The sequence below is a fragment of the Mycobacterium sp. 134 genome, from assembly GCF_048282715.1.
Taxonomy (GTDB): Bacteria; Actinomycetota; Actinomycetes; order Mycobacteriales; family Mycobacteriaceae; genus Mycobacterium; species Mycobacterium septicum.
Genome location: NZ_JBLVUN010000008.1, coordinates 3,644,492 through 3,662,757, shown reverse-complemented (window position 1 = coordinate 3,662,757; position 18,266 = coordinate 3,644,492). Strand labels below are relative to the sequence as shown.

General features: G+C 66.0%; 19 protein-coding genes. 5 read left to right on the top strand and 14 right to left on the bottom strand.

From position 1 onward, the window contains the following. Positions 1-23 precede the first annotated feature (23 nt). Positions 24-1,292: an urea ABC transporter substrate-binding protein gene (gene urtA, locus ACNQVK_RS22175; protein WP_124711952.1), complete on the bottom strand. Its 1,269-nt coding sequence runs from the start codon at positions 1,290-1,292 to the stop codon at positions 24-26. 235 nt (positions 1,293-1,527) lie between these two features. Between urtA and ACNQVK_RS22170 the strand changes: the two genes are divergently transcribed. Beyond that, positions 1,528-1,962 carry a hypothetical protein gene (locus tag ACNQVK_RS22170; protein WP_036444621.1) on the top strand — a complete coding sequence of 145 codons (435 nt, stop codon included), beginning with the start codon at positions 1,528-1,530 and terminating at the stop codon, positions 1,960-1,962. 177 nt (positions 1,963-2,139) lie between these two features. Here ACNQVK_RS22170 and ACNQVK_RS22165 read toward each other — a convergent pair whose 3' ends face one another. Beyond that, positions 2,140-2,958, bottom strand: a complete 819-nt coding sequence (locus ACNQVK_RS22165) for an alpha/beta fold hydrolase (RefSeq protein ID WP_418031217.1) — start codon at positions 2,956-2,958, stop codon at positions 2,140-2,142. A 171-nt stretch (positions 2,959-3,129) separates the two neighbouring features. Between ACNQVK_RS22165 and ACNQVK_RS22160 the strand changes: the two genes are divergently transcribed. Continuing rightward, positions 3,130-4,140, top strand: a complete 1,011-nt coding sequence (locus ACNQVK_RS22160; RefSeq protein ID WP_418034258.1) for an Rv2578c family radical SAM protein — start codon at positions 3,130-3,132, stop codon at positions 4,138-4,140. 18 nt (positions 4,141-4,158) lie between these two features. Here the strand turns inward: ACNQVK_RS22160 and ACNQVK_RS22155 are convergent, their stop codons facing one another. Beyond that, entirely contained in the window at positions 4,159-4,626 is a 468-nt protein-coding gene (locus tag ACNQVK_RS22155) for a MarR family winged helix-turn-helix transcriptional regulator (protein WP_044518078.1), read from the bottom strand. A 78-nt stretch (positions 4,627-4,704) separates the two neighbouring features. Between ACNQVK_RS22155 and ACNQVK_RS22150 the strand changes: the two genes are divergently transcribed. Then, a complete protein-coding gene (locus tag ACNQVK_RS22150) occupies positions 4,705-5,988 on the top strand; it encodes a multidrug effflux MFS transporter (RefSeq protein ID WP_418031216.1) in 1,284 nt (427 codons plus the stop codon). Here ACNQVK_RS22150 and ACNQVK_RS22145 read toward each other — a convergent pair. From ACNQVK_RS22145 to ACNQVK_RS22120, 6 genes are all read right to left on the bottom strand, one after another. Then, positions 5,985-6,878: a haloalkane dehalogenase gene (locus tag ACNQVK_RS22145; RefSeq protein WP_418031215.1), complete on the bottom strand. Its 894-nt coding sequence runs from the start codon at positions 6,876-6,878 to the stop codon at positions 5,985-5,987. The two genes, ACNQVK_RS22150 and ACNQVK_RS22145, sit on opposite strands and share 4 nt — an antisense overlap. Further along, positions 6,865-7,482 carry a TetR/AcrR family transcriptional regulator gene (locus tag ACNQVK_RS22140; protein ID WP_418031214.1) on the bottom strand — a complete coding sequence of 206 codons (618 nt, stop codon included), beginning with the start codon at positions 7,480-7,482 and terminating at the stop codon, positions 6,865-6,867. Before ACNQVK_RS22140 ends, ACNQVK_RS22145 begins: the two co-directional genes overlap by 14 nt. A gap of 64 nt (positions 7,483-7,546) precedes the next feature. Next, a complete protein-coding gene (locus ACNQVK_RS22135; protein WP_418031213.1) occupies positions 7,547-8,812 on the bottom strand; it encodes an acyl-CoA dehydrogenase family protein in 1,266 nt (421 codons plus the stop codon). Next, a complete protein-coding gene (locus ACNQVK_RS22130; RefSeq protein WP_418031212.1) occupies positions 8,809-9,969 on the bottom strand; it encodes an acyl-CoA dehydrogenase family protein in 1,161 nt (386 codons plus the stop codon). The genes ACNQVK_RS22135 and ACNQVK_RS22130 overlap by 4 nt, the downstream gene beginning before the upstream one ends. Before the next feature lie 38 nt (positions 9,970-10,007). Then, positions 10,008-11,237 (bottom strand): amidohydrolase family protein, encoded by a 1,230-nt coding sequence (locus ACNQVK_RS22125; RefSeq protein WP_418031211.1) that lies wholly within the window; start codon positions 11,235-11,237, stop codon positions 10,008-10,010. Positions 11,238-11,349: 112 nt separating this feature from the next. Next, positions 11,350-11,988 (bottom strand): TetR/AcrR family transcriptional regulator, encoded by a 639-nt coding sequence (locus tag ACNQVK_RS22120; RefSeq protein WP_418031210.1) that lies wholly within the window; start codon positions 11,986-11,988, stop codon positions 11,350-11,352. A 76-nt stretch (positions 11,989-12,064) separates the two neighbouring features. Here ACNQVK_RS22120 and ACNQVK_RS22115 point away from each other — a divergent pair, with 76 nt between their 5' ends. Both ACNQVK_RS22115 and ACNQVK_RS22110 read left to right on the top strand, forming a co-directional pair. Beyond that, entirely contained in the window at positions 12,065-12,901 is an 837-nt protein-coding gene (locus ACNQVK_RS22115) for an LLM class flavin-dependent oxidoreductase (protein ID WP_418031209.1), read from the top strand. A gap of 14 nt (positions 12,902-12,915) precedes the next feature. Next, positions 12,916-13,824 carry an acyl-CoA thioesterase gene (locus ACNQVK_RS22110; protein WP_418031208.1) on the top strand — a complete coding sequence of 303 codons (909 nt, stop codon included), beginning with the start codon at positions 12,916-12,918 and terminating at the stop codon, positions 13,822-13,824. A 14-nt stretch (positions 13,825-13,838) separates the two neighbouring features. Here ACNQVK_RS22110 and ACNQVK_RS22105 read toward each other — a convergent pair whose 3' ends face one another. Genes ACNQVK_RS22105 through ACNQVK_RS22085 form a run of 5 tightly spaced genes read right to left on the bottom strand, consistent with a single transcriptional unit; the run spans position 13,839 to position 18,199 of the window. Next, positions 13,839-14,696, bottom strand: coding sequence for a mycofactocin-coupled SDR family oxidoreductase (locus ACNQVK_RS22105; protein ID WP_418031207.1), 858 nt, complete (start codon positions 14,694-14,696; stop codon positions 13,839-13,841). Then, entirely contained in the window at positions 14,693-16,252 is a 1,560-nt protein-coding gene (locus ACNQVK_RS22100) for a flavin-containing monooxygenase (RefSeq protein WP_418031206.1), read from the bottom strand. Before ACNQVK_RS22100 ends, ACNQVK_RS22105 begins: the two co-directional genes overlap by 4 nt. Further along, the gene (locus ACNQVK_RS22095) at positions 16,252-16,839 is read right to left on the bottom strand and encodes a TetR/AcrR family transcriptional regulator (protein WP_418031205.1); all 588 of its coding nucleotides are present in this window, start codon (positions 16,837-16,839) and stop codon (positions 16,252-16,254) included. The genes ACNQVK_RS22100 and ACNQVK_RS22095 overlap by 1 nt, the downstream gene beginning before the upstream one ends. 32 nt (positions 16,840-16,871) lie before the next feature. Further along, positions 16,872-17,318 carry an SRPBCC family protein gene (locus ACNQVK_RS22090; protein ID WP_418031204.1) on the bottom strand — a complete coding sequence of 149 codons (447 nt, stop codon included), beginning with the start codon at positions 17,316-17,318 and terminating at the stop codon, positions 16,872-16,874. Further along, on the bottom strand, positions 17,318-18,199 hold the full coding sequence (locus ACNQVK_RS22085; RefSeq protein WP_418034257.1) for an RNA polymerase sigma-70 factor: 882 nt from the start codon (positions 18,197-18,199) through the stop codon (positions 17,318-17,320). The genes ACNQVK_RS22090 and ACNQVK_RS22085 overlap by 1 nt, the downstream gene beginning before the upstream one ends. Positions 18,200-18,266 lie beyond the last annotated feature (67 nt).

The following is an 18,266-nucleotide window of genomic DNA, read 5'->3' as shown; positions in this document are numbered from 1 at the left end:
GATTCCCCGTCGCTTCGCTCGTCTCAGCCGGACAGCCCGGCCGCCCACGGGTAGGACTTCAGGTACGGGTCGGGGTCGATCGGACCCTTGGACTCCCAGATCGTGTAAATCAGGCCGTCGGGCCGGATCTCACCGATCCGGGCGGTCTTGGTGATGTGGTGGTTCTCGCCGTCGATCGTGACCTTGCCTTCTGGGGCGTCGAAGCTGACGCCGTCGGCGTTCTCCTGAATCGCGGCGACGTCGAACGACTTGGCCTTCTCGACGGTGTTCTTCCACAGATAGACCGAGACGTAGGCGGCCTCCATGGGATCCGAGGTGGGCTTCTTGGGATCCTTGACGAAGTCCTTGTAGGCCTTCACGAAGGCGTTGTTCACCGGGGTGTCGATCGTCTGGTAGTAGTTCCATGCCGTCAGCTGGCCGGTGACGTTCTGCACACCGATGCCACCGACCTCTTCCTCGGCGATCGAGACCGAGACCACGGGCATCTCCTGCGGGGTCAGGCCGACGTTCTTGTACTCGCGGAAGAACGCCACGTTCGAGTCGCCGTTGAGGGTGTTGAACACGGCATCGGCGTCGGCACTGCGGACCTTGTTGACGATGGTGGAGAAGTCTGTCGAGCCCAGCGGGGTGTAGTCCTCGCCCTTGATCTCGATACCGTTCTCCTTGGCGTAGGCCTTGATGATCCGGTTGGCGGTCTGCGGGAACACATAGTCACTTCCCACGAGGTAGAGCGACTTGACGCCCTTTTCCTTGAGGTAGTCCAGCGCCGGGACGATCTGCTGGTTGGTGGTGGCGCCGGTGTAGAAGATGTTCTTGCTCGACTCCAGGCCCTCGTATTGCACGGGGTAGTAGAGCAGGGCGTTGGCGCTCTCGAAGACGGGGAGCATGGCCTTGCGGCTCGACGAGGTCCAGCCGCCGAACACCGCCGCGACACAGTCGCTGCTGATCAGCTTCTCGGCCTTCTCGGCGAACACCGTGGGTTCGGAGGCCCCGTCCTCACCGATGAGCTCGATCTGTTTGCCCAGAACGCCGCCCTTGGCGTTGATCTCCTCGACCGCGAGCTTGATCGAGTCGCGGACCGTCACCTCGGAAATGGCCATCGTGCCCGACAGAGAGTTCAACGATCCGACCTTGATCTTCGGGCCGGATGTGTCCACACAGGATGCCGCGTTTGCTGTGTCGGTGTCGCTCGCCCGGCTGCCGCAGCCCGCCAGTAGCAAGCCGGCGACTGCGATCAAACTCCCTGCGGCTAGCGTCGACCGGCGCAACGGGGCACGTCCTGGATCTCGCATGGGCGACCTTTCCCTTTGATTGCAGCGCTTCTCGGCCGATCAGGGTCGGCGGCGTGCAAGAGGTTAAACACCCTGTGCGGGTGTCGAATCGGGACGTTAGAGCGCCGCTGTTACTGGGAAATGTCTGTGTGTGACAAACAAATTAACCTCAAGCTAGGCCCAGTTGGTTTGCCGTTGGCGCGGTGTCACGAGACCCGTTAGTCGCACCTGTAACAAGGCGGTAGCCTGCGTCGATATGAGGAACATGCGAAAAGCGACAACCACGGTCGGTGCGGCGCTGGTTCTAGCGGCTGCGGGTATGGCGGTCTCCAACGCAACGTCGTATGCGGAACCGGACGCCCAGGGCCACAAGGTCAAGTACACGCTGACCTCCGGCGCACCCTACGAATTCGACCTCTACTACCTGACGACGCAGCCTGCGAGTAAAGACGCCTACAACGCGGACGCGTACAAGTACCTGCAGAAGGCGACGGTCAACGTCGGACCCGACGCGCCGTGGGTGTTCGAGACCACGCTCGCCGATCCGCAGTGGGCCATCTTCACCGTCGCGAGCACCACGCACGGAGGCCGCGCCGAGCCCAACGCGCACTGCGAGATCGCGGTCGACGGTCAGATCGCCGTCCAGAACGATCACCCGTACAGCCCGCGCTGCCAGCTCGGCCAGTGGTAGTCGGCCCCGAGATTCCCACGAACTGAGATCCGCCTTGACGGCGCACTCGAACTGTTGTTCGATAGTCATGTGCGCGTCGGGCGGTTCCGCTTCCGATCCGATGCGCGATTGACTGGGCAAGCGCCCACGGCGCGCGCCGATGCCGTACCCGAAACCGCGGCATCGGCGCACCCAGTCTCATCTGCCGGCTTCGGCTCCGCGTACGGCAGCCGTGATGGCACGCGCCAGGTCGGTCGGAGCTTCGACATGTGCCAGGTGGCCCTGCCCTGGCAGTCGAACGAGATCCGCCTGAGGTAACGCGGCCGCGAACGGGGCAAAGGCGGTGCCGTACGGCGCGCGGTTTTCGTTCAGTGCGCCGAGGACGAGCGTCACCGGGATGTCCAGGTGCCGATAGCGGTCCAGGGCCGGTTGGTGTGAATTGATCGCGGCGAGCTCGGCCGCCAACGGGGCGGCGAGCGTGCGGAGGACCGGCCACGCCGGACCGCGGCGTAGGTCGGCGACGTACTCGGCCGAGAACCCGGAGACCTCGATATTGATCAGGGTGACAGCCCGGTCGAGGTCCCCGTCGGCGATGGCGCGGCGAAGCCGGGGGACGACGTCCGGGCCGAAGGGGCGGCCGACCGGTTCGTAGGCGGTCACCGACCGGAGGTGGGTGGTGTCCAGCGCGGCCTCCAGTGCGATGAGCGCGCCGTAGCTCCACCCGAACAGGTGGGCATGGCCGAGCTCTTCGAGGACGTGCCGTAGGTCGGCGATCTCGACGTCCACCGAATAGTCGGCGCCCAGGGCGCCACTGGGGGCTCGGCCACGGCGATTGAGGGTGATCACCGGATTGGGGAGCTCGATGGCGTCGGCCACCGGGTGCCACGTCGCCGCGTCGGCCATGACTCCCGGGACGAGCACCACGGGAGTACCGGTGCCGGGGCGGACCTGATGGCTCAGCGTCGTGCCGGCGCGGTGATACTCGGCCGTGTCGGGCTGCGGTTGCGTGAATGTCATTCTGGCGCAGGTCCAATCGTGACGTGTCGGGGATGCGTGGGGTGGCCGGGCCGTTCGCGGGCCCACTGCTACGAACCCGCCTGGGGCGGACGGTGTTCCCCATACGGATCGGAACCTCGACACGGGTGGAATTACCTTGACATCGATATCGAACGGATGTTCGATGATGGGGTGCGCTGGGATGGGCAGGCGATTGGAGTCGACGACGGTGCGTTGCCCGGCCTGCAGCGGGTCGGTTTCGTCCGGAGCGTGCGCTCGCCGCAGTTCGAGGGGATGACCTTCCACGAGGTGCTGTGCAAATCGGCCCTGAACAAGGTGCCTGCCGCATCCGCGCTGCCGTTCTGCTTCACCGTCAACGGCTACCGCGGCTGTAGTCACGCCTGCCGCTACTGCTTCGCCCGTCCCACCCACGAGTACCTCGATCTCGATTGCGGCTCGGATTTCGACACGCAGGTGGTGGTCAAGACCAATGTCGCCGAGGTGTTGCGCCGTGAACTTCGCCGCCCGTCCTGGAGCCGGGAGACGGTTGCGCTGGGCACCAACACCGACCCGTATCAGCGCGCAGAAGGCCGGTATGCGCTGATGCCCGGAATCATCGAGGCGCTGGCGGAATCCGGCACTCCGTTTTCCATCCTCACCAAGGGCACACTGCTGCGCCGGGACCTGGGTCTGATCGCTGAGGCATCCGACCGGGTGCCGGTCAGCGTGGCGGTGTCGCTGGCGATCGGCGACGACGATCTGCACCGCGATATCGAACCGGGTACGCCTTCACCGCAAGCGCGCCTCGGCCTGATCTCGGCGATCCGTGGAGCGGGCCTGGAATGTCACGTCATGGTCGCCCCGGTGTTGCCGTACCTCACCGATTCCGTGGAGCATCTCGACGCGTTGCTCGGCCGGATCGCGGCGGCCGGCGCGAGCGGGGTCACCGTTTTCGGTCTGCATCTGCGGGGTTCCACGCGGGGCTGGTTCATGGATTGGCTGGGACGTTCGCGTCCTGGCCTGGTCGCCGAGTATCAGCGGCTCTATCGGCGCGGGGCATACCTGCCCGCGGATTACCGCGACATGCTCCGGTCCCGGGTGCGGCCTTTGGTCGCCAGGCATGGGTTGGCGGGCGCACCCCGGTTCGTCGGCGCCGGTGCGGCCACGGCTGCCGCGCCACCCGAGCAGCCCACACTGTTCTGAGCGGGCATTCGTCAGCGGTCACCACGTGTGGGGCCCGACTTGGTGGGTCAGTGCCTCCAGGGCGGGTGCGGCTTTCTGTAGCGCGCTGAGCTGACTTCTCGGGATGGCGTCGAGGGCTGCCGAGACTGTCGCCGCAATCGCGTTTTCGATCTGGTCGCGCTCACGAAGGGCCCGGGGTGTGGGGGAGAGCAGGTAAACGCGCCGGTCGTTGTCGGCGACCCGTTTGCCGACCAGTCCTCGTTCGGTCAATGCACGAATCGCAGTGCTCACGTTGCTGGTCTGCATCGACAGGGAGTCGGCGACCTCGGACACGCTGCGGTCCGGTTGCTCCATGATCGAGCGCAGCACTGCGAGTTCAGATGCCGGAAGTGGATCCACCCCGACCTGGGCCGGCCCCAACCGTGCGATACGCCAAGACAGGTCGTGCAGCACGAGTGCGAGTTCGCGGAGTCGGCCGCCGTCGGCGGGAGGCGAAGTGTCGTCCATATCACCCTTCAATACTTATGGGCTAATAAGTATATTGATATAAGTAATCTTAACGCTCATAAATGAAGTAAGGGGCTCATGGCCTTTCGTTCGGCAACTCCGGCTACCACACCACCTTCAGTTGCGCTGATCATCGTGCTGGCCCTACTCACCGCCGTGACACCGTTCTCGGTCGACATGTACATGTCGGCGTTTCCCGGCATGGCCGATGAGTTCGGGACGTCGGCGTCGATGGTTCAGCTGACCCTCACCACGTTTTTGGTGGGCCTGGCGGTCGGGCAGTTGTTCATCGGCCAACTCTCGGATCGGCTGGGGCGGCGGAGTCCGCTTCTGATCGGGGTTGTCGCCTGCCTGACGGCGAGTGTGTTGTGCGCGTTCAGCCCGTCGGTCGAGGTTCTGATCGCATTACGGTTCGTGCAGGGATTCGCCGGCGCCGCGGGGGTGGTGATCGCCCGGGCCATCATCACCGACCGCACCCGCGGTTCCCAGGCAGCGCAGCTGTATTCGGTGATGATGGTCATCGGCGTGCTGGCACCGATCCTGGCGCCCGTGCTGGGCGGTCAAGTGGTCGCCGGCCTGGGCTGGCGGGCGGTGTTCTTCGCACTCGCGGGTTTGAACCTGCTGATGCTGATCGGTGCATTCTTCCTGGCGGGAGAATCGCTGCCCGTCGATAATCGCCGTCCCGCCGGAATCAACGCCTTTGCCCGAAGCGCTGTTTCGGTGCTCGGCAACCGCCGGTTCATGGGCTACACGCTGACGCTCGGCTTCGCCGCGGCGGCGATGTTCTCCTACATCTCGGCCTCGCCGTTTGTGCTCCAGAACATCATCGGTATGTCGCCACGCGCGTACTCGCTGACCTTCGGTGCCTGCGCCCTGGCGGTAGCCGTGTCGGGTGTGGTGTCGGCCCGGCTGGTTCGCACCACCTCGCCACGCAAGCTTCTGTTGTGCGGTGTCTCGGCGATGGTCATCGTCACGCTGCTGATGCTGCTCGATGTCACTGTCGGTGGGGTGTTGCCATGGGCGACGGTGGCACTGATGGCCGGCTTCATGGCCACCGTCGGCTTCACCTTCGCCAACGCGACCACTCTGGCGATCGGGGAGGTCCGGTACGCGGCCGGAACCGGCTCGGCGATCATCGGATTCGTGCAATACGGCCTCGGCGCCGTGGCGTCGCCGTTGGTCGGTCTGGCCGGTGAGCACAGCGCGGTGCCGATGGGGACGGTGATGTTCAGCTGCGCCGCGCTGGCCGCGACAGCGTTGTTCGTGTTGACCCGGGGTCATCTTCCCGGTGATGAAAGCGACTGGGATGACTGCGAAGTCGAGTCACTCGTTCCCGAGGCCGTGGGTAGCTCCGCGGACTAGCCGGCGAGCCCGCGAACGAAGTCCGCAATGGCCGCACCGATCTCGTCGGGGCTGTCCTCCTGAATGAAATGCGAACCGGCAACCGTCACCTCGGTCTGGTTCGGCCAGGTCCGGACGAATTCACGGATGCGCCCGCGCATGATCGCACCGGGTTCGGCGTTGACGAAGAGTTTGGGGATATCGCTGGTCTTGAGCCAGTCGCCGTAGTCCTCGACGATCGCGACGACGTCGGCCGGCTCGCCGTCGACCGGGATGTTCCGCGGCCACGAGAGCGTGGGCCGGCGGCCTTCACCCGGTTCGCGGAACGGCGCGCGGTAGTGGTCCATCTCCTCGTCGGTCAGTGTGCGCCGGATCGCCCCCGGCAGAACGCCTTCGACGAACATGTTCTGTTCCAGCACCATTGACTCGCCGTTGGGGGAACGGAAGCCCTGAAAGACCTCCCGCACCGGGTCGGGCCAATCCGCCCACGTCATCGGCGACGCGATGGCCTCCATATAGGCGATCCCGGCCACCCGGTCGCGATGCTGATTGGCCCAGTCGAAGCCCAGTGCCGATCCCCAGTCGTGCAGGACGAGCACCACGCGGTCTCCCAGATCCAGTGAGTCCCAGAGCTTGAACAGGTAGTCGCGCTGCTCCGCATAGTGGTAGCGGCCCGGTCCGGAATCGTCGAACTTGTCGGAGCCACCCATGCCGATCAGATCGCACGCCACCAGCCGGCCGAGGCCTTCCAGGTGCGGCATCACGTTGCGCCACAGGTAAGACGAGGTGGGATTGCCGTGCTGGAACACGATTGCCGAAGCGGCCGCGGCGTCACCCTGGTCGATGTAGGCCATCTGCTTGCCGTCGATTTCCTTGTACTGAAGCTTTCCGTACGGTTCAGCGCTGACCATGACGTTCTCCTCGATGTGGTTGGTCGTCGGCAACTTTGGCGGCGGCGGTCCGGGCGCAGTGCAGGATGCGCGCGGAGAATTCGGGGTCGGCCACTGCCCGGGACAGCGTCATGCCGCCGACGCAGAGCGCCATCAGTGCGATGGCCTCATCGAGCCGTTGGTCATCGGTCTCGTCGCCGCAGATCGCGGACAGCGACGTGCGCAGCTCACGCTCGTACGCGGCACGGAACTCGTCGGATCCACGGGCCGCCTCGGAGCCCAGGGTGGCGAAGGCGCAGCTGGTCGCCAGGTCGTCGCGATGTGCCGGGGTGAGATAGCGCTTGGCCAGGCTGGTCAGGCGGGCCCGCCAGGACTCGCCGCGCGACGGCTTGATCCAGCGGGGGCGACCGGTGCCGATGGCGTGGGCGAAGGCCGCCCCCGCCAGCTCGTCCTTGGTGTCGAAGTGGGAGTAGAAGGCGCCGTGGGTGAGCCCGGCATCGCGCATCACCGCGGCGATGCCCGCGCCGGTCAGTCCCTCTTCGCGGAGCCTGCGCGCGGCGGCATCGAGGATCCGGTCCTGAGACTCCTGCTTGCTGTCCGCACGTTTCGTCGGTGCATTTCGCATGATGGCCATCATGCTAATCGCATGACGGCCATCATGTGAAGGCCTCCGGGGAGGCTCGTGTAGATCAGCTCTTGTTGCGCTTGACCTGATTGAAAGGCACGCCGCGGTCGGCCGCTTGTTCGCGCGGGAAGCCCAGGATCCGCTCGCCGATCACATTGCGCGCCATCTCCGAGCTGCCGCCGCCCAGTGATCCGGTCTGGCGGGACAGATAGCGGACCCCGATGTCGAGAAGGCCGGGGGCATCGTCGGTGCCTTCGTCGATCACACCGGCCGTGCCGGCGATGGCCAACGCGGTGTCCACCTCGAGTTCGGTGGTCTCGGCGTGGAAGAGCCGGATCAAGGTGCCCGCGTTCGGCGGCAGCGATCCGTTGCCGATGGACTTGCCGACGTGGTCGATGAGCTGGTGCTTGACGATGCGCCGCACCAGGGCGCGGCCCGCCAGATCCTGGATCCGGGCGTCGTCACCCTGCCCGGTGGCCTCGGCGATCCCGATGTGGTCGGGCGGCATCTCGTTGGCGTTCTCGGCCCCGGTTCCGCTGGCGAACTCCGAACCACCGCCGACAGCGCGACGTTCGTGGTGCAGCTGGCGCGAGGCGACGGTCCAGCCGTCGTTGACCTCGCCCACCACGGCATCCGCGGGAAGTTCCAGGTTGTCGAAGAACTCCTCGCAGAACTCCTCGTTGCCGTTCACCTCGGTGATCCGGCGCATCGTGATACCCGGTGCGTTCAGCGGCACCAGGAACATGCTCAGGCCCTCGTGTTTGGGCACGGTCCAATCGGTGCGGGCCAGCATCAACCCGTAGTCGGCGGCAAACGCACTGGTGCTCCAGGTCTTGGCGCCGTTGATGATCCACGTGTCGCCCTTGAGCTCCGCGCGGGTGATCACACCGGCCAGGTCCGACCCGCCGCTGGGCTCGGACAACAACTGGCAGAGCACCTCGTCGCCGCGGATCGCGGCTGAGATGCGCTCGCGCTTCTGCTTTTCACTGCCCATGTCGAGAATCGTCGCGCCGCAGATGGTGAACGAGGGGGTGTTGAGGATCAACGGCATCTCGTAGGCCGTGCACTCATCGTTGAATGCCTTCTGGTACGCGTAATCCAAACCCAGGCCGCCGTACTCGCGCGGGAAGCAGATGCCCGCAAATCCACCTTCGTAGAGGCGCTTCTGCAGTTCCTTTGCGCGCTCCCAGGATTCGGTTTCGGCACGTACCGCGAACGGCGGGTCCTCCGGATCGATGGGCGGCATGTTCTCGGCCAGCCAGGTCCGGGCACGCAGGGCGAACTCTTCCACGGACTCTGTGGTCGTGGGGGTGCTCACGGTGTCGGTCATGCCCCAACCTCCTCGGCTGCGCGGGTCTTGCGGCTCAGGGCGTACACCGCGCGATGGTGATCTTCGGGTGAGCCGTACATGGCCCGGTACAGGGCGACCCTGCGCAGGTACAGATGCAGGTCGTGTTCCCAGGTCACACCGATGCCGCCGTGCAACTGCACGCAGTCCTGCAGCATCACGGGAGCACGTTCGGCCACATAGGCTTTCGCGACACTGACGAGCTTCGGCGCTTCCGGGGAACGTTCGGCCACCGCGGCCACCGCGCCCGCCGTGGTGGCGCGCGCGGCCTCGAACCACATCTTCATGTCGGCCGCGCGATGCTTGAGGGCCTGGTAGGAGGCCAACGGACGACCGAAGCTGTGCCGGTCTCCGAGCCACTGATTGGTCATCGTGAGCACCGCGTCGAGGATTCCGACGATCTCGGCGCACTGCAGCAGCAGGGCCACCTGGCGCTGGCGTTCGATGATGGCCGGCGTCTGCTCGGCGGACCCCACCACGGCGGACTCGCCCACCTCGACACCCTCGAATCGCACTCGGGCGTAATGCTTGACCAGGTCCACCGACTTCTGAACGCTGACCGTGACCCCGGCCGCGTCGGTGGGCACTGCGAACTGCCGGACCTGGCCGTCACACACGGCCACCACAAGTACCGTGGCGCTCTGATCGCCCGCTTCGACGCGGTCCTTGACACCGTCGATCCGGTACCCCGATGCGGTGCGGGTGGCCGTGGTGCCGATGCCGGTGGCGGACTGCAGGGCCCCGAACGGCCGGTTGGGCTCATAGGCCGCCCAGGACGCCACGGTCTCGCCGGACACCAGGGCCTCGATCAGTTCCTCATGCCCGCTGGATGCTTCGACCAGGCCGGCCAGCACGACGCTGACCGGGTGCAACGGGCCAGGCGCCACCGTGCGGCCGCCCTGCTCGGCGAGCAGGGCCAGGTCGGTGACGCCGTCCCCGGACGGGCTGCCGCCGCCCAGCTCCTCGGGCACCAGCAAGCTGGCCCAACCCAATTCCGCTGCGCGTCCCCACCATTGGGAGTCGAACGAGACCCCCTCGGCGTGCAGCTGGCGCACTCGGGTCAGCGGCACCTCCTTTTCCAGGAATGCCTGCGCGGTGGACGTGAACAGCATCTGTTCGGGATTTGCCACATCGGTCATGGAGTCGGCCCAGCTTCTTAGGTGTGAGGAGGACTAGATCAGGTCAGGACGAGCGCCGGGACATCGGGCCGGTACACCTTCTTGTTCTCGACCTTGAACAGGTCGACCAGGTTGCCGCCCATGACCTTTCGGACACCCTCTTCGTCGAGGCCGTGTGCCTGCAGGTCGTCGACCAGGTTGATCGGATCGGCCAGCCCCTCGGGGTGCGGCCAGTCGGACCCGAAGATGATGCGGTCGATGCCGCACAGGTCGGCCATCTTCTTGAAATCGTCCTCCCAGAACGGCGCGACGTAGATGGCGCGTTTGAACGCCTCGATCGGGTCCTCGGGGAACTCCTGCGGCATCTTCGAGTAGACGTCCTTGAATTGGTAGAACAGGTACGGCACCCAGGACGCGCCGTTCTCCACCGACAGGATGCGCAGATCGGGGTTGCGGGTCAGCGCACCGTGGCAGACCAGCGCGGCCATGGTGTCTTCGATGGGCCGCTTGCCCATCGCGACCATCCGGAACGAGGTCGGCTTGAACGGTGTGAACTCCTCGGCCGGCTCCCAGTCGTTGAGGTACTGGGAATAGCCGCTGTCCGAGGCGTGCATGCACACCGGGATACCGGCTCTGACGCAGGCGTCCCAGAACGGATCGAATTCGGGCAGACCCAGCGAACGGCTGCCGCGGTAGCCGGGCACCGGCGCCGGGCGGACCAGCACGGTCTTCGCCCCGCGTTCCAGGCACCACTGAAGTTCTTCGAGGGCGCGGTCGACGACGCCCAGATTGATGACCGGGGTGGAGAATATGCGGTCGGAGTAGTTGAACTGCCAGGTCTCGTACATCCACTCGTTGAGCGCGTGAATGATGTCGAGGATCAGGTCCGGGTCGTCCTTGAGGCGCTCCTCGACCAGGCTGGCCAACGTCGGGAACATGATCGTGTAATCCAGGCCGAGGCTGTCCAGAACCTCAAGGCGCGCTTCGGGATTGCGGAAGGCGGGGATGGCCTTCATGGGCTTGCCCATCACCTCGCGGTAGCTCTTGCCACCGCTGCCGTGACGGAAGTACTCCTCCTGGGCACCGGGTCGCGCGACGACCTCGAACGTGGGGTTCGGGATGTAGTCGCTGATGTGGTTGCGCACCACGATCTTCGTGCGGCCGTGCACGTCGATGTAGTCGATGACGCCCTTGCGGTGGTCGGGCAGGAATTTGGTGAGCGCTTCCTTGGGCTCATAGAAGTGGTTGTCGGCGTCGAACACCGGGTAGGGAAGCTCGCGTGAGGGCATGTTCGCCTCCTGGAAGAGTCTGATTTTCGAAACTGGTAATGACGTTACCACGTGATGACCAGCCCGGACGAACACATTCGGGCGATCGCTCAAAACCTCGGAAAAGCGCTGTTCAGGCGGGGGATTCGGGCATCAGAAGGCCACGTGCGCAGAACTGGTAGATGTGCTCGCCTTCGATCGGCGTTCCGTTGAGTTCCACGCCCAGTGAACGCAGGCGCATCGCACCCAGCACCGACTGCATGATGAGGGCCGCGGTGCTCTGGACATCGATGTCGGGCCGGAAGGCTCCCGAGTCCATTCCGCGCCGCAGGATGTCGCCGATGAGATCGTGCAATGGCGTCAGCACCCGGGCGTATTCACGGGGCAGCGACTCGGCGAGATGGTCGTTGTAGAAGGTCAGGCCACGGTTGATGCTGTCCTGGGTGCTCGACGATGCCGGCGTGGTGATGCGCTCGATGAGCGACCGCAGGGCCTCGGGGCCCGCGAGCCCGTCGGTATCGGAGCGCCAGCGCTGCGTGGACTCGGCCATGATCTTGTCGATGAGGGCGAGCAGCAGCTCGTCCTTGGTGGAAAAGTGCTGGTAGAACGACCTCAGTGAGGTCTTGGAGCGCTCCACCACCTCCAGCACGGTGAAGTCGGTGCGTCCTGTCTCGCCCAGGATGGCCAGCGCCGATTTCATGAAGCGGCGGGCCCGGTCGGCGTGCGCTTCGGCGCGTGCGCCGTCGGACGGTCGTTCGGCCGGCCTAACCATTGCGCCATCACCTCCGTCATGCTGCACTTGCGAGAATGACGTTACCGTTTTTGTAGAAGCAATAGGCAGGCAACGATTGAGCGAGTGGTTTCTGTTCCTACCCCAGGTGCGATTGGGCGTCGACGACATCGTCGAGCGTGCGCGGGTGGCCGAGGGCAGCGGATTCGACGGCATCGCGTTCATCGACCATCTGGAGGCCCCTGGTGCCACGCATCAAAGCATCTGGGAGGCAATGACTGTCGCCACCTGGGTGGCGGCCCGCACCGAGCGGCTGCGGATCGGTCACCTGGTGCTGTGTGACGCCTTCCGGCATCCGGCGGTGCTGGCCAAGCAGGCCGTCACGTTGTCGGCGGCCAGCGGCGGCCGGTTCGAGCTCGGGCTGGGCTCGGGCTCGTGGCCGCAGGAGTTCGAGCGGTTCGGTGTCGAGACCGGTGACGCCGCGGCCCGCGTACACCGGCTCGGTGAGAATCTGGAGCTGCTGCAGCGGTATTGGGACGGCGACGACGACCGGGCGCAGACCCCGCGTCCTGACCATCCAATTCCGTTGGTACTGGGCGGAACCGGCAAGCGCATGATGGAACTGGTTCGCGCCCACGCCGACTGGTGGAACATTCCGTCGCATCAGCTGGATCGGTTACCCGCATTGCTGCCCACCGTGGGTTCGGCACGGGTCTCCCTGCAACAGATGGTCGGCTTCGTGGGGCGCGGTGCCGATCGCTCGGCGGTGACCGAACGCAGCACCCGGTTGTTCGGGCACCTCGGCGGCGGGCTGGTGTGCGGCGACGCTGCCGAACTCACCGCGCATTTCGCCGGACTGTCGGCCCAGGGCGTCGAACGCTTCTACGTGTGGTTCGCCGATTTCGCGGCACCCCAGACGATTTCCGAATTCGCCGAGACAGTCATCAACACGTGACAGAGAGGAACGACATGACCGCTGGAACCAACGAGGCACCCGCCGAGGCCGGGGCCGAGCCTGCGCAGTGGACGCTGCAGATGCTGCTGGATCTGTTCGACGCGGAACCCGCGGGGGAGAACCGCTTCACCGTGCAGACCGGCCTCGCCGGTGTCGACGAGCGTCAGGTGGTGGAGGGAACCCAGATCGTGGGCGCCGCCATCGTCGCAGCGGCCAAACGCTTTCCGGACAAGTCGATCCGCTCGGTGCACGCGGTGTTCGCCCGCGCGGTCATGGTCGGACCCCCGGTCGAGCTCGACATCGACGTGATCAGTGAGGGCCGGTCCACGGCCACCGCGGTGGTCGCCGCATCGCAGAACGGCAAGCGTTGCATCACCATCACGGTGTTCACCGACGTGCCGTCCGGTGACGTGATCCGTCATCACCTGCCACGGCCCGAGGTCGCGGGCCCGGCCGACTCGAATGTCTCGCACATGCCGATGATCGGTCGCGAGCTCCGGCTCGTCGACGTCGTGGACGTCAACAGCCCCGACGAGGTCGGTCCGCCCGAGCTGTACGCGTGGCTGCACTACGAACCCGTCCCGGCCCGCGACGACCTGGCCAAGGCGCTGATCGCGTACTTCACCGGGCACCTGGGTATCTCGACCACCATGCGGGCCCACGAGGGCATCGGCACCGCCCAGGCTCATCTGACCGTCTCGACGGCGCCGATGACCGTCACCGTGAGCTTCCACGAGCCGGTCCGCTGGGACGGCTGGCTGCTCTACAGCCACGAGAGCACCCAGGTCGGCTCGGGGATGTCGTATGTGCGCGGCGCCGTGCACACAGAAGAGGGTGAACTCCTCGCGTCGTTCAGCCAGGATGCGCTGATCCGTCCGCTGCGCACCACCGATACCAACATCTCGGCCCACTCGCGGCTGTAGGCCGGCGCCGCCGCTCAGATCTTCAGATACCCCTTGTCTGCCGGGATCTGAGCGGCGGTGACCAATGACGACGCATCGCCGGCCAGCCAGACCACGATGTCGGAGATGTTGTCCGGCGCGATGAGTGAATCCGTCGGCAGCGCGCCGGGGGAGAAGCTGTGGATGTAGTTCGGATGGTCCTGCAGCACCTGGTACATAGACAGGTCGTTGCCCATCGGGGTGTCGGTGCCGTAGGGGTGGATCGAATTGACCCGGATGCCGAACTCGCCCAGCTCGACCGCGAGTGAGTTGGTGAGCCCGACGACGCCGAACTTGCTGGCGCAGTAATGCGCACAACCCGGCACGGCCTTGATGCCCGCGGCCGAGCTGATGGTGATGATCGAACCGCCGTTGCCCGCCTCGATCATCGGGGGCACCACCGCCTGCACCGTGTGGAAGAGTCCGGTGAGATTGACGTCGATGATGTCCTGCCACTGCTGTGCCGGAATCTCCCACAGCCGGCCCCAGTTGAGCACAGCGGCATTGGCGACGACGATATCGAGGCGGCCGAACTGTTCGACCGCGTCGGCCACCAGGCGGCGTTGACCTTCTGCATCGCGCACATCGACCTCGCGGGCCAGGATCTTGCGGCCCTCGCCCTCGACCAGTGCCACGGTCTCGGCGAGATCCTCCGGGGTGGCGGCGGCATACCCGTTGTGCTCGGCGACGGGGGCGCAGGCGTCGAGCGCGATGATGTCGGCTCCGGCGCGGGCCAGTCGCACGCAGTGCGAGCGGCCCTGCCCGCGCGCGGCTCCGGTGACGTAGGCGACCCGCCCGGCCAGTGGGGTGTCGGCTGTCGGCTCCTTGCGCAAGCGCTCGTCGGTGGGGCTCATGCGGGTTGCTCCTCGGGTAGCGCGGTGACACGGACATCGGTGAACTCGTAATCGGACAGTGGGGAGCGGCGGGCGAACTGCCGGGATCCGGTGATGGTCTGCGGCCGGTAGTACGGGGTTTCGTACTGGGAGTTGACGAAATAGGAGTTCAGGCCCGATGCCGCGGTGTAGTACAGATGCGCGACGCGGCCATCGCGGCGCATCCGTTCATTCCAGAGGTTGAAAGCGTCCTGGCTGACGGTGGCTACCTGGGCGCCGCGGTGGCGCGTCTCATCGATGATCCGCACGGCGTGTGCGGCCACGGTTTCGACATAGTCCAGCCAGGCGAAGCCGACGAAGCCGAGTGGCCCGACGATCTCCCAGCGGTTGGGCAGGCGGGGGTGGGCGGTGCCCGCGTAGCTGTGCAGGCCGTGCGCCCGGTAATACTGGGCGAGGTCGAAACCGTTGGGGCCGAGGATGGTGTCCGGGCGGTAGGTCTCCGGGTCGATCCACAGTTCGTAGCCTGTGGCCAGTACCAGCAGTTCGGCCGGGTGCTCGACGCCGTCGGTGGTGCGGATCCCGGTGGCGGTGATCCGCTCGATCGGCGTGGTGATCAGGTTGGTGTTCGGATTGTTCAGCGCAGGCAGGAACGCGCTGGAGATCACCGGCCGCTTGGCCAGGATGCCATAGCGCGGCACCAGCTTTCGCCGGGTCGAAGGGTCGTCGACGACCGCGCGCAGCAGCAGCCGGTACAGCAGCCGGGACCAGCCGTCGTAGAGCGGCATCAGGCGGCGCAGCCATTTGTCCGGCAGCCGGGAGAACACGTGGACGATGGGCGCCACCATGAAGATGTCCATCGCCAGCCGGCCCGCCGCGTTGACGGCCGGGACGACCCCCGGCAGCCGGAACAGCCGGCGCATCCCCGGCGAGATGTCGAAGTCGATCTTCGGTAGCACCCACGCCGGGGTGCGTTGGTAGACATCGAGATTGGCCGCTTTTGCGGACAGGGCCGCGGTGATCTGGACGCCCGACGATCCGGTCCCGATCACGGCGATGCGCTTGCCGTCGGTGTCGTAGCTGTCGTCCCAGGCGTTGGGGCGCAGGATGGTTCCGGTGAAGTCCTCGACACCCTCGATGTCGACGGTGTTCTTGGCGTTGATGTAGCCGCCGACGGAACTGACCAGGAAACGTGCGGTCACCGGCGCTCGGTCGCGGATCTCCAGTCGCCACAGGCCGCGTTCGTCGTCCCACTGCTGGCGGATCACCTCGGAGTCGGGACGCAGGTGTTCGTAGAGTCCGAGATGGGTGGCCGTGTCCTGCAGGTAGCGGTGGATCTCCGGCCCGGGTGCGAAGAATCTGCTCCAGTTCGGGTTGGGGGCGAACGACAGCTGGTACCACAGGGTGGGGATGTCGACGGCCAGGCCGGGGTAGTGGTTGTCGCGCCAGGTGCCGCCGAAGTCGTTGCCGCGTTCGATGATGACGAAATCGCGGATACCCTTCTGGCGCAACATGTGTGCGGTGGCGATGCCACCGGGTCCGGCGCCGATGATCGCCACCTCGTAGTCGGGTTCGGTCATTACTGCCTTCCGGTAAGGCCGACGACGATGTGGTCGGACACGAATCGTTTCACCGCACGTGGACTGTCGAGGTTCACGCCGATCGGTGGGAGAAGTTCGAAGCTCAGCAGCAGGCGCACGATCCACTCGCTGGCCCGCGCCGGCGCAACACCAGGCCCGACCTCCCCGCGCTCCTGGGCCGCCCGCACGAACGGCTTCCACAGTTCGATCGACCGCCGCATCAGGTCGTCACCCGTATTGCGCAGCAGCAGTACCAGGATGCTCTCGTTGATGCCGCGCGGTGCCACGGAATCCGACTGCCGGCGGTGCGCGCAGATGACGACCGCCGCCGCGGCGACCTGATCGGCCAGGGTGTCGTGCCGGCCCACCTCTGCCGCAATGGTCTCGATGAACGCGGCGGCCAGGTGGTCGAGCCCGACCCTGATGGCGTTGTCGCGGCTGCCCAGAGCGTTGTGGACGGTACCGCGGGATACTCCCGCGTTTTCTGCGACTGCGGTGAGGCTGAATTGCCTTGGGCCCAAAAGCCGCAGCGTCGCGGCAGTGGCAGCGAGCAGCGTGGGTGACACCGCTCGGTCCGCATCGCGCATTTGAACAGATTAACGAAATCTGTTCAATGTGGTCAGCGTTTTGGCAGATCTGCCGCCGCCGCGTCCAACACGTCGTTGAAGACCCTGGTCAGCATCGGTCGGCCCACCCATCGGGTCAGGGCCCCGCCGATGAGTGGGAACTTCACCCGGAACGTCGTGCTCCATGTGACACGGGTGCCGCCGTCCACCGCCGCGAAGCCGACTCGACCGTGCCGGTGTTCGGAGGGCGGGAAACTGCGTTCGACGGAGTAGTCGAAGGAATGTGGCGCGTCGTAGGCGGTGATGCGTTCCCGGAACCACCCGATGGTCCAGAGCAGGATGCGTACCGCTCCCTGTCCGTAGGGGGCCTGCAGGCCGGGTTCGGCCAGTCGCTGCCGAAGCACCAGTGGAGAGCGCGTGAAATTGGCTGCGTTGCTCATGAAGTCGAACACCTCGTCCTGCGGTGCTGCGATGGTCCGTTCGACGGTGATGGTCTGCATCAGTCCTCCTGCTGCCTGGTCAGGGTGCGCGCCGCGGCGGCGTCGCGCAGTTTGTCGGGGTTGCGGATCGCGTAGAGCGCGGTGATGAGGCCGTCGGTCACCTCGATGAGCAGGACCGAGTCCAGCGTTCCGTCCTGGCGGAACAAGACGGCCGGCATCGAGTTGTAGCTGCCGAACGAGATGTCGAACCCGGCCATGCCGCCCTGGGCGAGTCCTGCCATGAACTGCGCGACCCGTTGTGGTCCGACGACCGGGCGACGCGCCGCCGATACCTGCCCGCCGCCGTCGGACAACGCCACGATCTCGGGCGCCATCACCGCGACGAGGCCGTCGATGTCCCCGGTGCGCGCGGCGCGCAGGAACTTCGTGACGGTGGCACGCGCCAGTTGCCTGTCCGGCCTGAAACGGCGGCGTCGGGCTTGCACGTGTTCGCGTGCGCGATGGGCGATCTGGCGCACCGTCGTATCCGACTTGCCGACCACGAGCGCTATCTCGGGATGGCTGTAGCCGAACACCTCGTTGAGGACGAACACCACGCGTTCGTCGGGGCTGAGGGTCTCCAGGATCAGCAGCATCGCGATGGACACGGACTCGGCGAGGACGGCGTCCTCGCTCACGTCCGCCGTGGTCTGGATCGGTTCGGGCAGCCAATTGCCGACGTAGTCTTCGCGCCGGCGCCGGCTCGTGCGTAGTGCATTCAGGGCCTGGCGCGTGACGATCTGCACGAGATACGCGTGCGGATGGGTGACCTCGCCGGCGGTGATCCAGCGCAGGTAGCTTTCCTGCACCACATCTTCGGCGTCGGCGGCGCTACCCAGAATCTCGTACGCCAGCGTGAAGAGCAGCGGGCGGTGCCCGGCGAATACCTCGGTCGCGTTCAGATGAGTCCCCTATGCCTGTGGTCGTCACACTCTCAGACACCGCTCGACGGCCGAACCGTGACAGCCT

Coding starts and splice junctions, on each gene's coding strand:
- ACNQVK_RS22140 (WP_418031214.1), bottom strand. CDS start 7,482: ATGCGAAATGCACCGACGAAACGTGCGGACAGCAAGCAGGAGTCTCAG.
- ACNQVK_RS22145 (WP_418031215.1), bottom strand. CDS start 6,878: ATGGTCAGCGCTGAACCGTACGGAAAGCTTCAGTACAAGGAAATCGAC.
- ACNQVK_RS22135 (WP_418031213.1), bottom strand. CDS start 8,812: ATGACCGACACCGTGAGCACCCCCACGACCACAGAGTCCGTGGAAGAG.
- ACNQVK_RS22105 (WP_418031207.1), bottom strand. CDS start 14,696: ATGAGCCCCACCGACGAGCGCTTGCGCAAGGAGCCGACAGCCGACACC.
- ACNQVK_RS22120 (WP_418031210.1), bottom strand. CDS start 11,988: ATGGTTAGGCCGGCCGAACGACCGTCCGACGGCGCACGCGCCGAAGCG.
- ACNQVK_RS22170 (WP_036444621.1), top strand. CDS start 1,528: ATGAGGAACATGCGAAAAGCGACAACCACGGTCGGTGCGGCGCTGGTT.
- ACNQVK_RS22090 (WP_418031204.1), bottom strand. CDS start 17,318: ATGCAGACCATCACCGTCGAACGGACCATCGCAGCACCGCAGGACGAG.
- ACNQVK_RS22155 (WP_044518078.1), bottom strand. CDS start 4,626: ATGGACGACACTTCGCCTCCCGCCGACGGCGGCCGACTCCGCGAACTC.
- urtA (WP_124711952.1), bottom strand. CDS start 1,292: ATGCGAGATCCAGGACGTGCCCCGTTGCGCCGGTCGACGCTAGCCGCA.
- ACNQVK_RS22130 (WP_418031212.1), bottom strand. CDS start 9,969: ATGACCGATGTGGCAAATCCCGAACAGATGCTGTTCACGTCCACCGCG.
- ACNQVK_RS22150 (WP_418031216.1), top strand. CDS start 4,705: ATGGCCTTTCGTTCGGCAACTCCGGCTACCACACCACCTTCAGTTGCG.
- ACNQVK_RS22100 (WP_418031206.1), bottom strand. CDS start 16,252: ATGACCGAACCCGACTACGAGGTGGCGATCATCGGCGCCGGACCCGGT.
- ACNQVK_RS22110 (WP_418031208.1), top strand. CDS start 12,916: ATGACCGCTGGAACCAACGAGGCACCCGCCGAGGCCGGGGCCGAGCCT.
- ACNQVK_RS22125 (WP_418031211.1), bottom strand. CDS start 11,237: ATGCCCTCACGCGAGCTTCCCTACCCGGTGTTCGACGCCGACAACCAC.
- ACNQVK_RS22165 (WP_418031217.1), bottom strand. CDS start 2,958: ATGACATTCACGCAACCGCAGCCCGACACGGCCGAGTATCACCGCGCC.
- ACNQVK_RS22095 (WP_418031205.1), bottom strand. CDS start 16,839: ATGCGCGATGCGGACCGAGCGGTGTCACCCACGCTGCTCGCTGCCACT.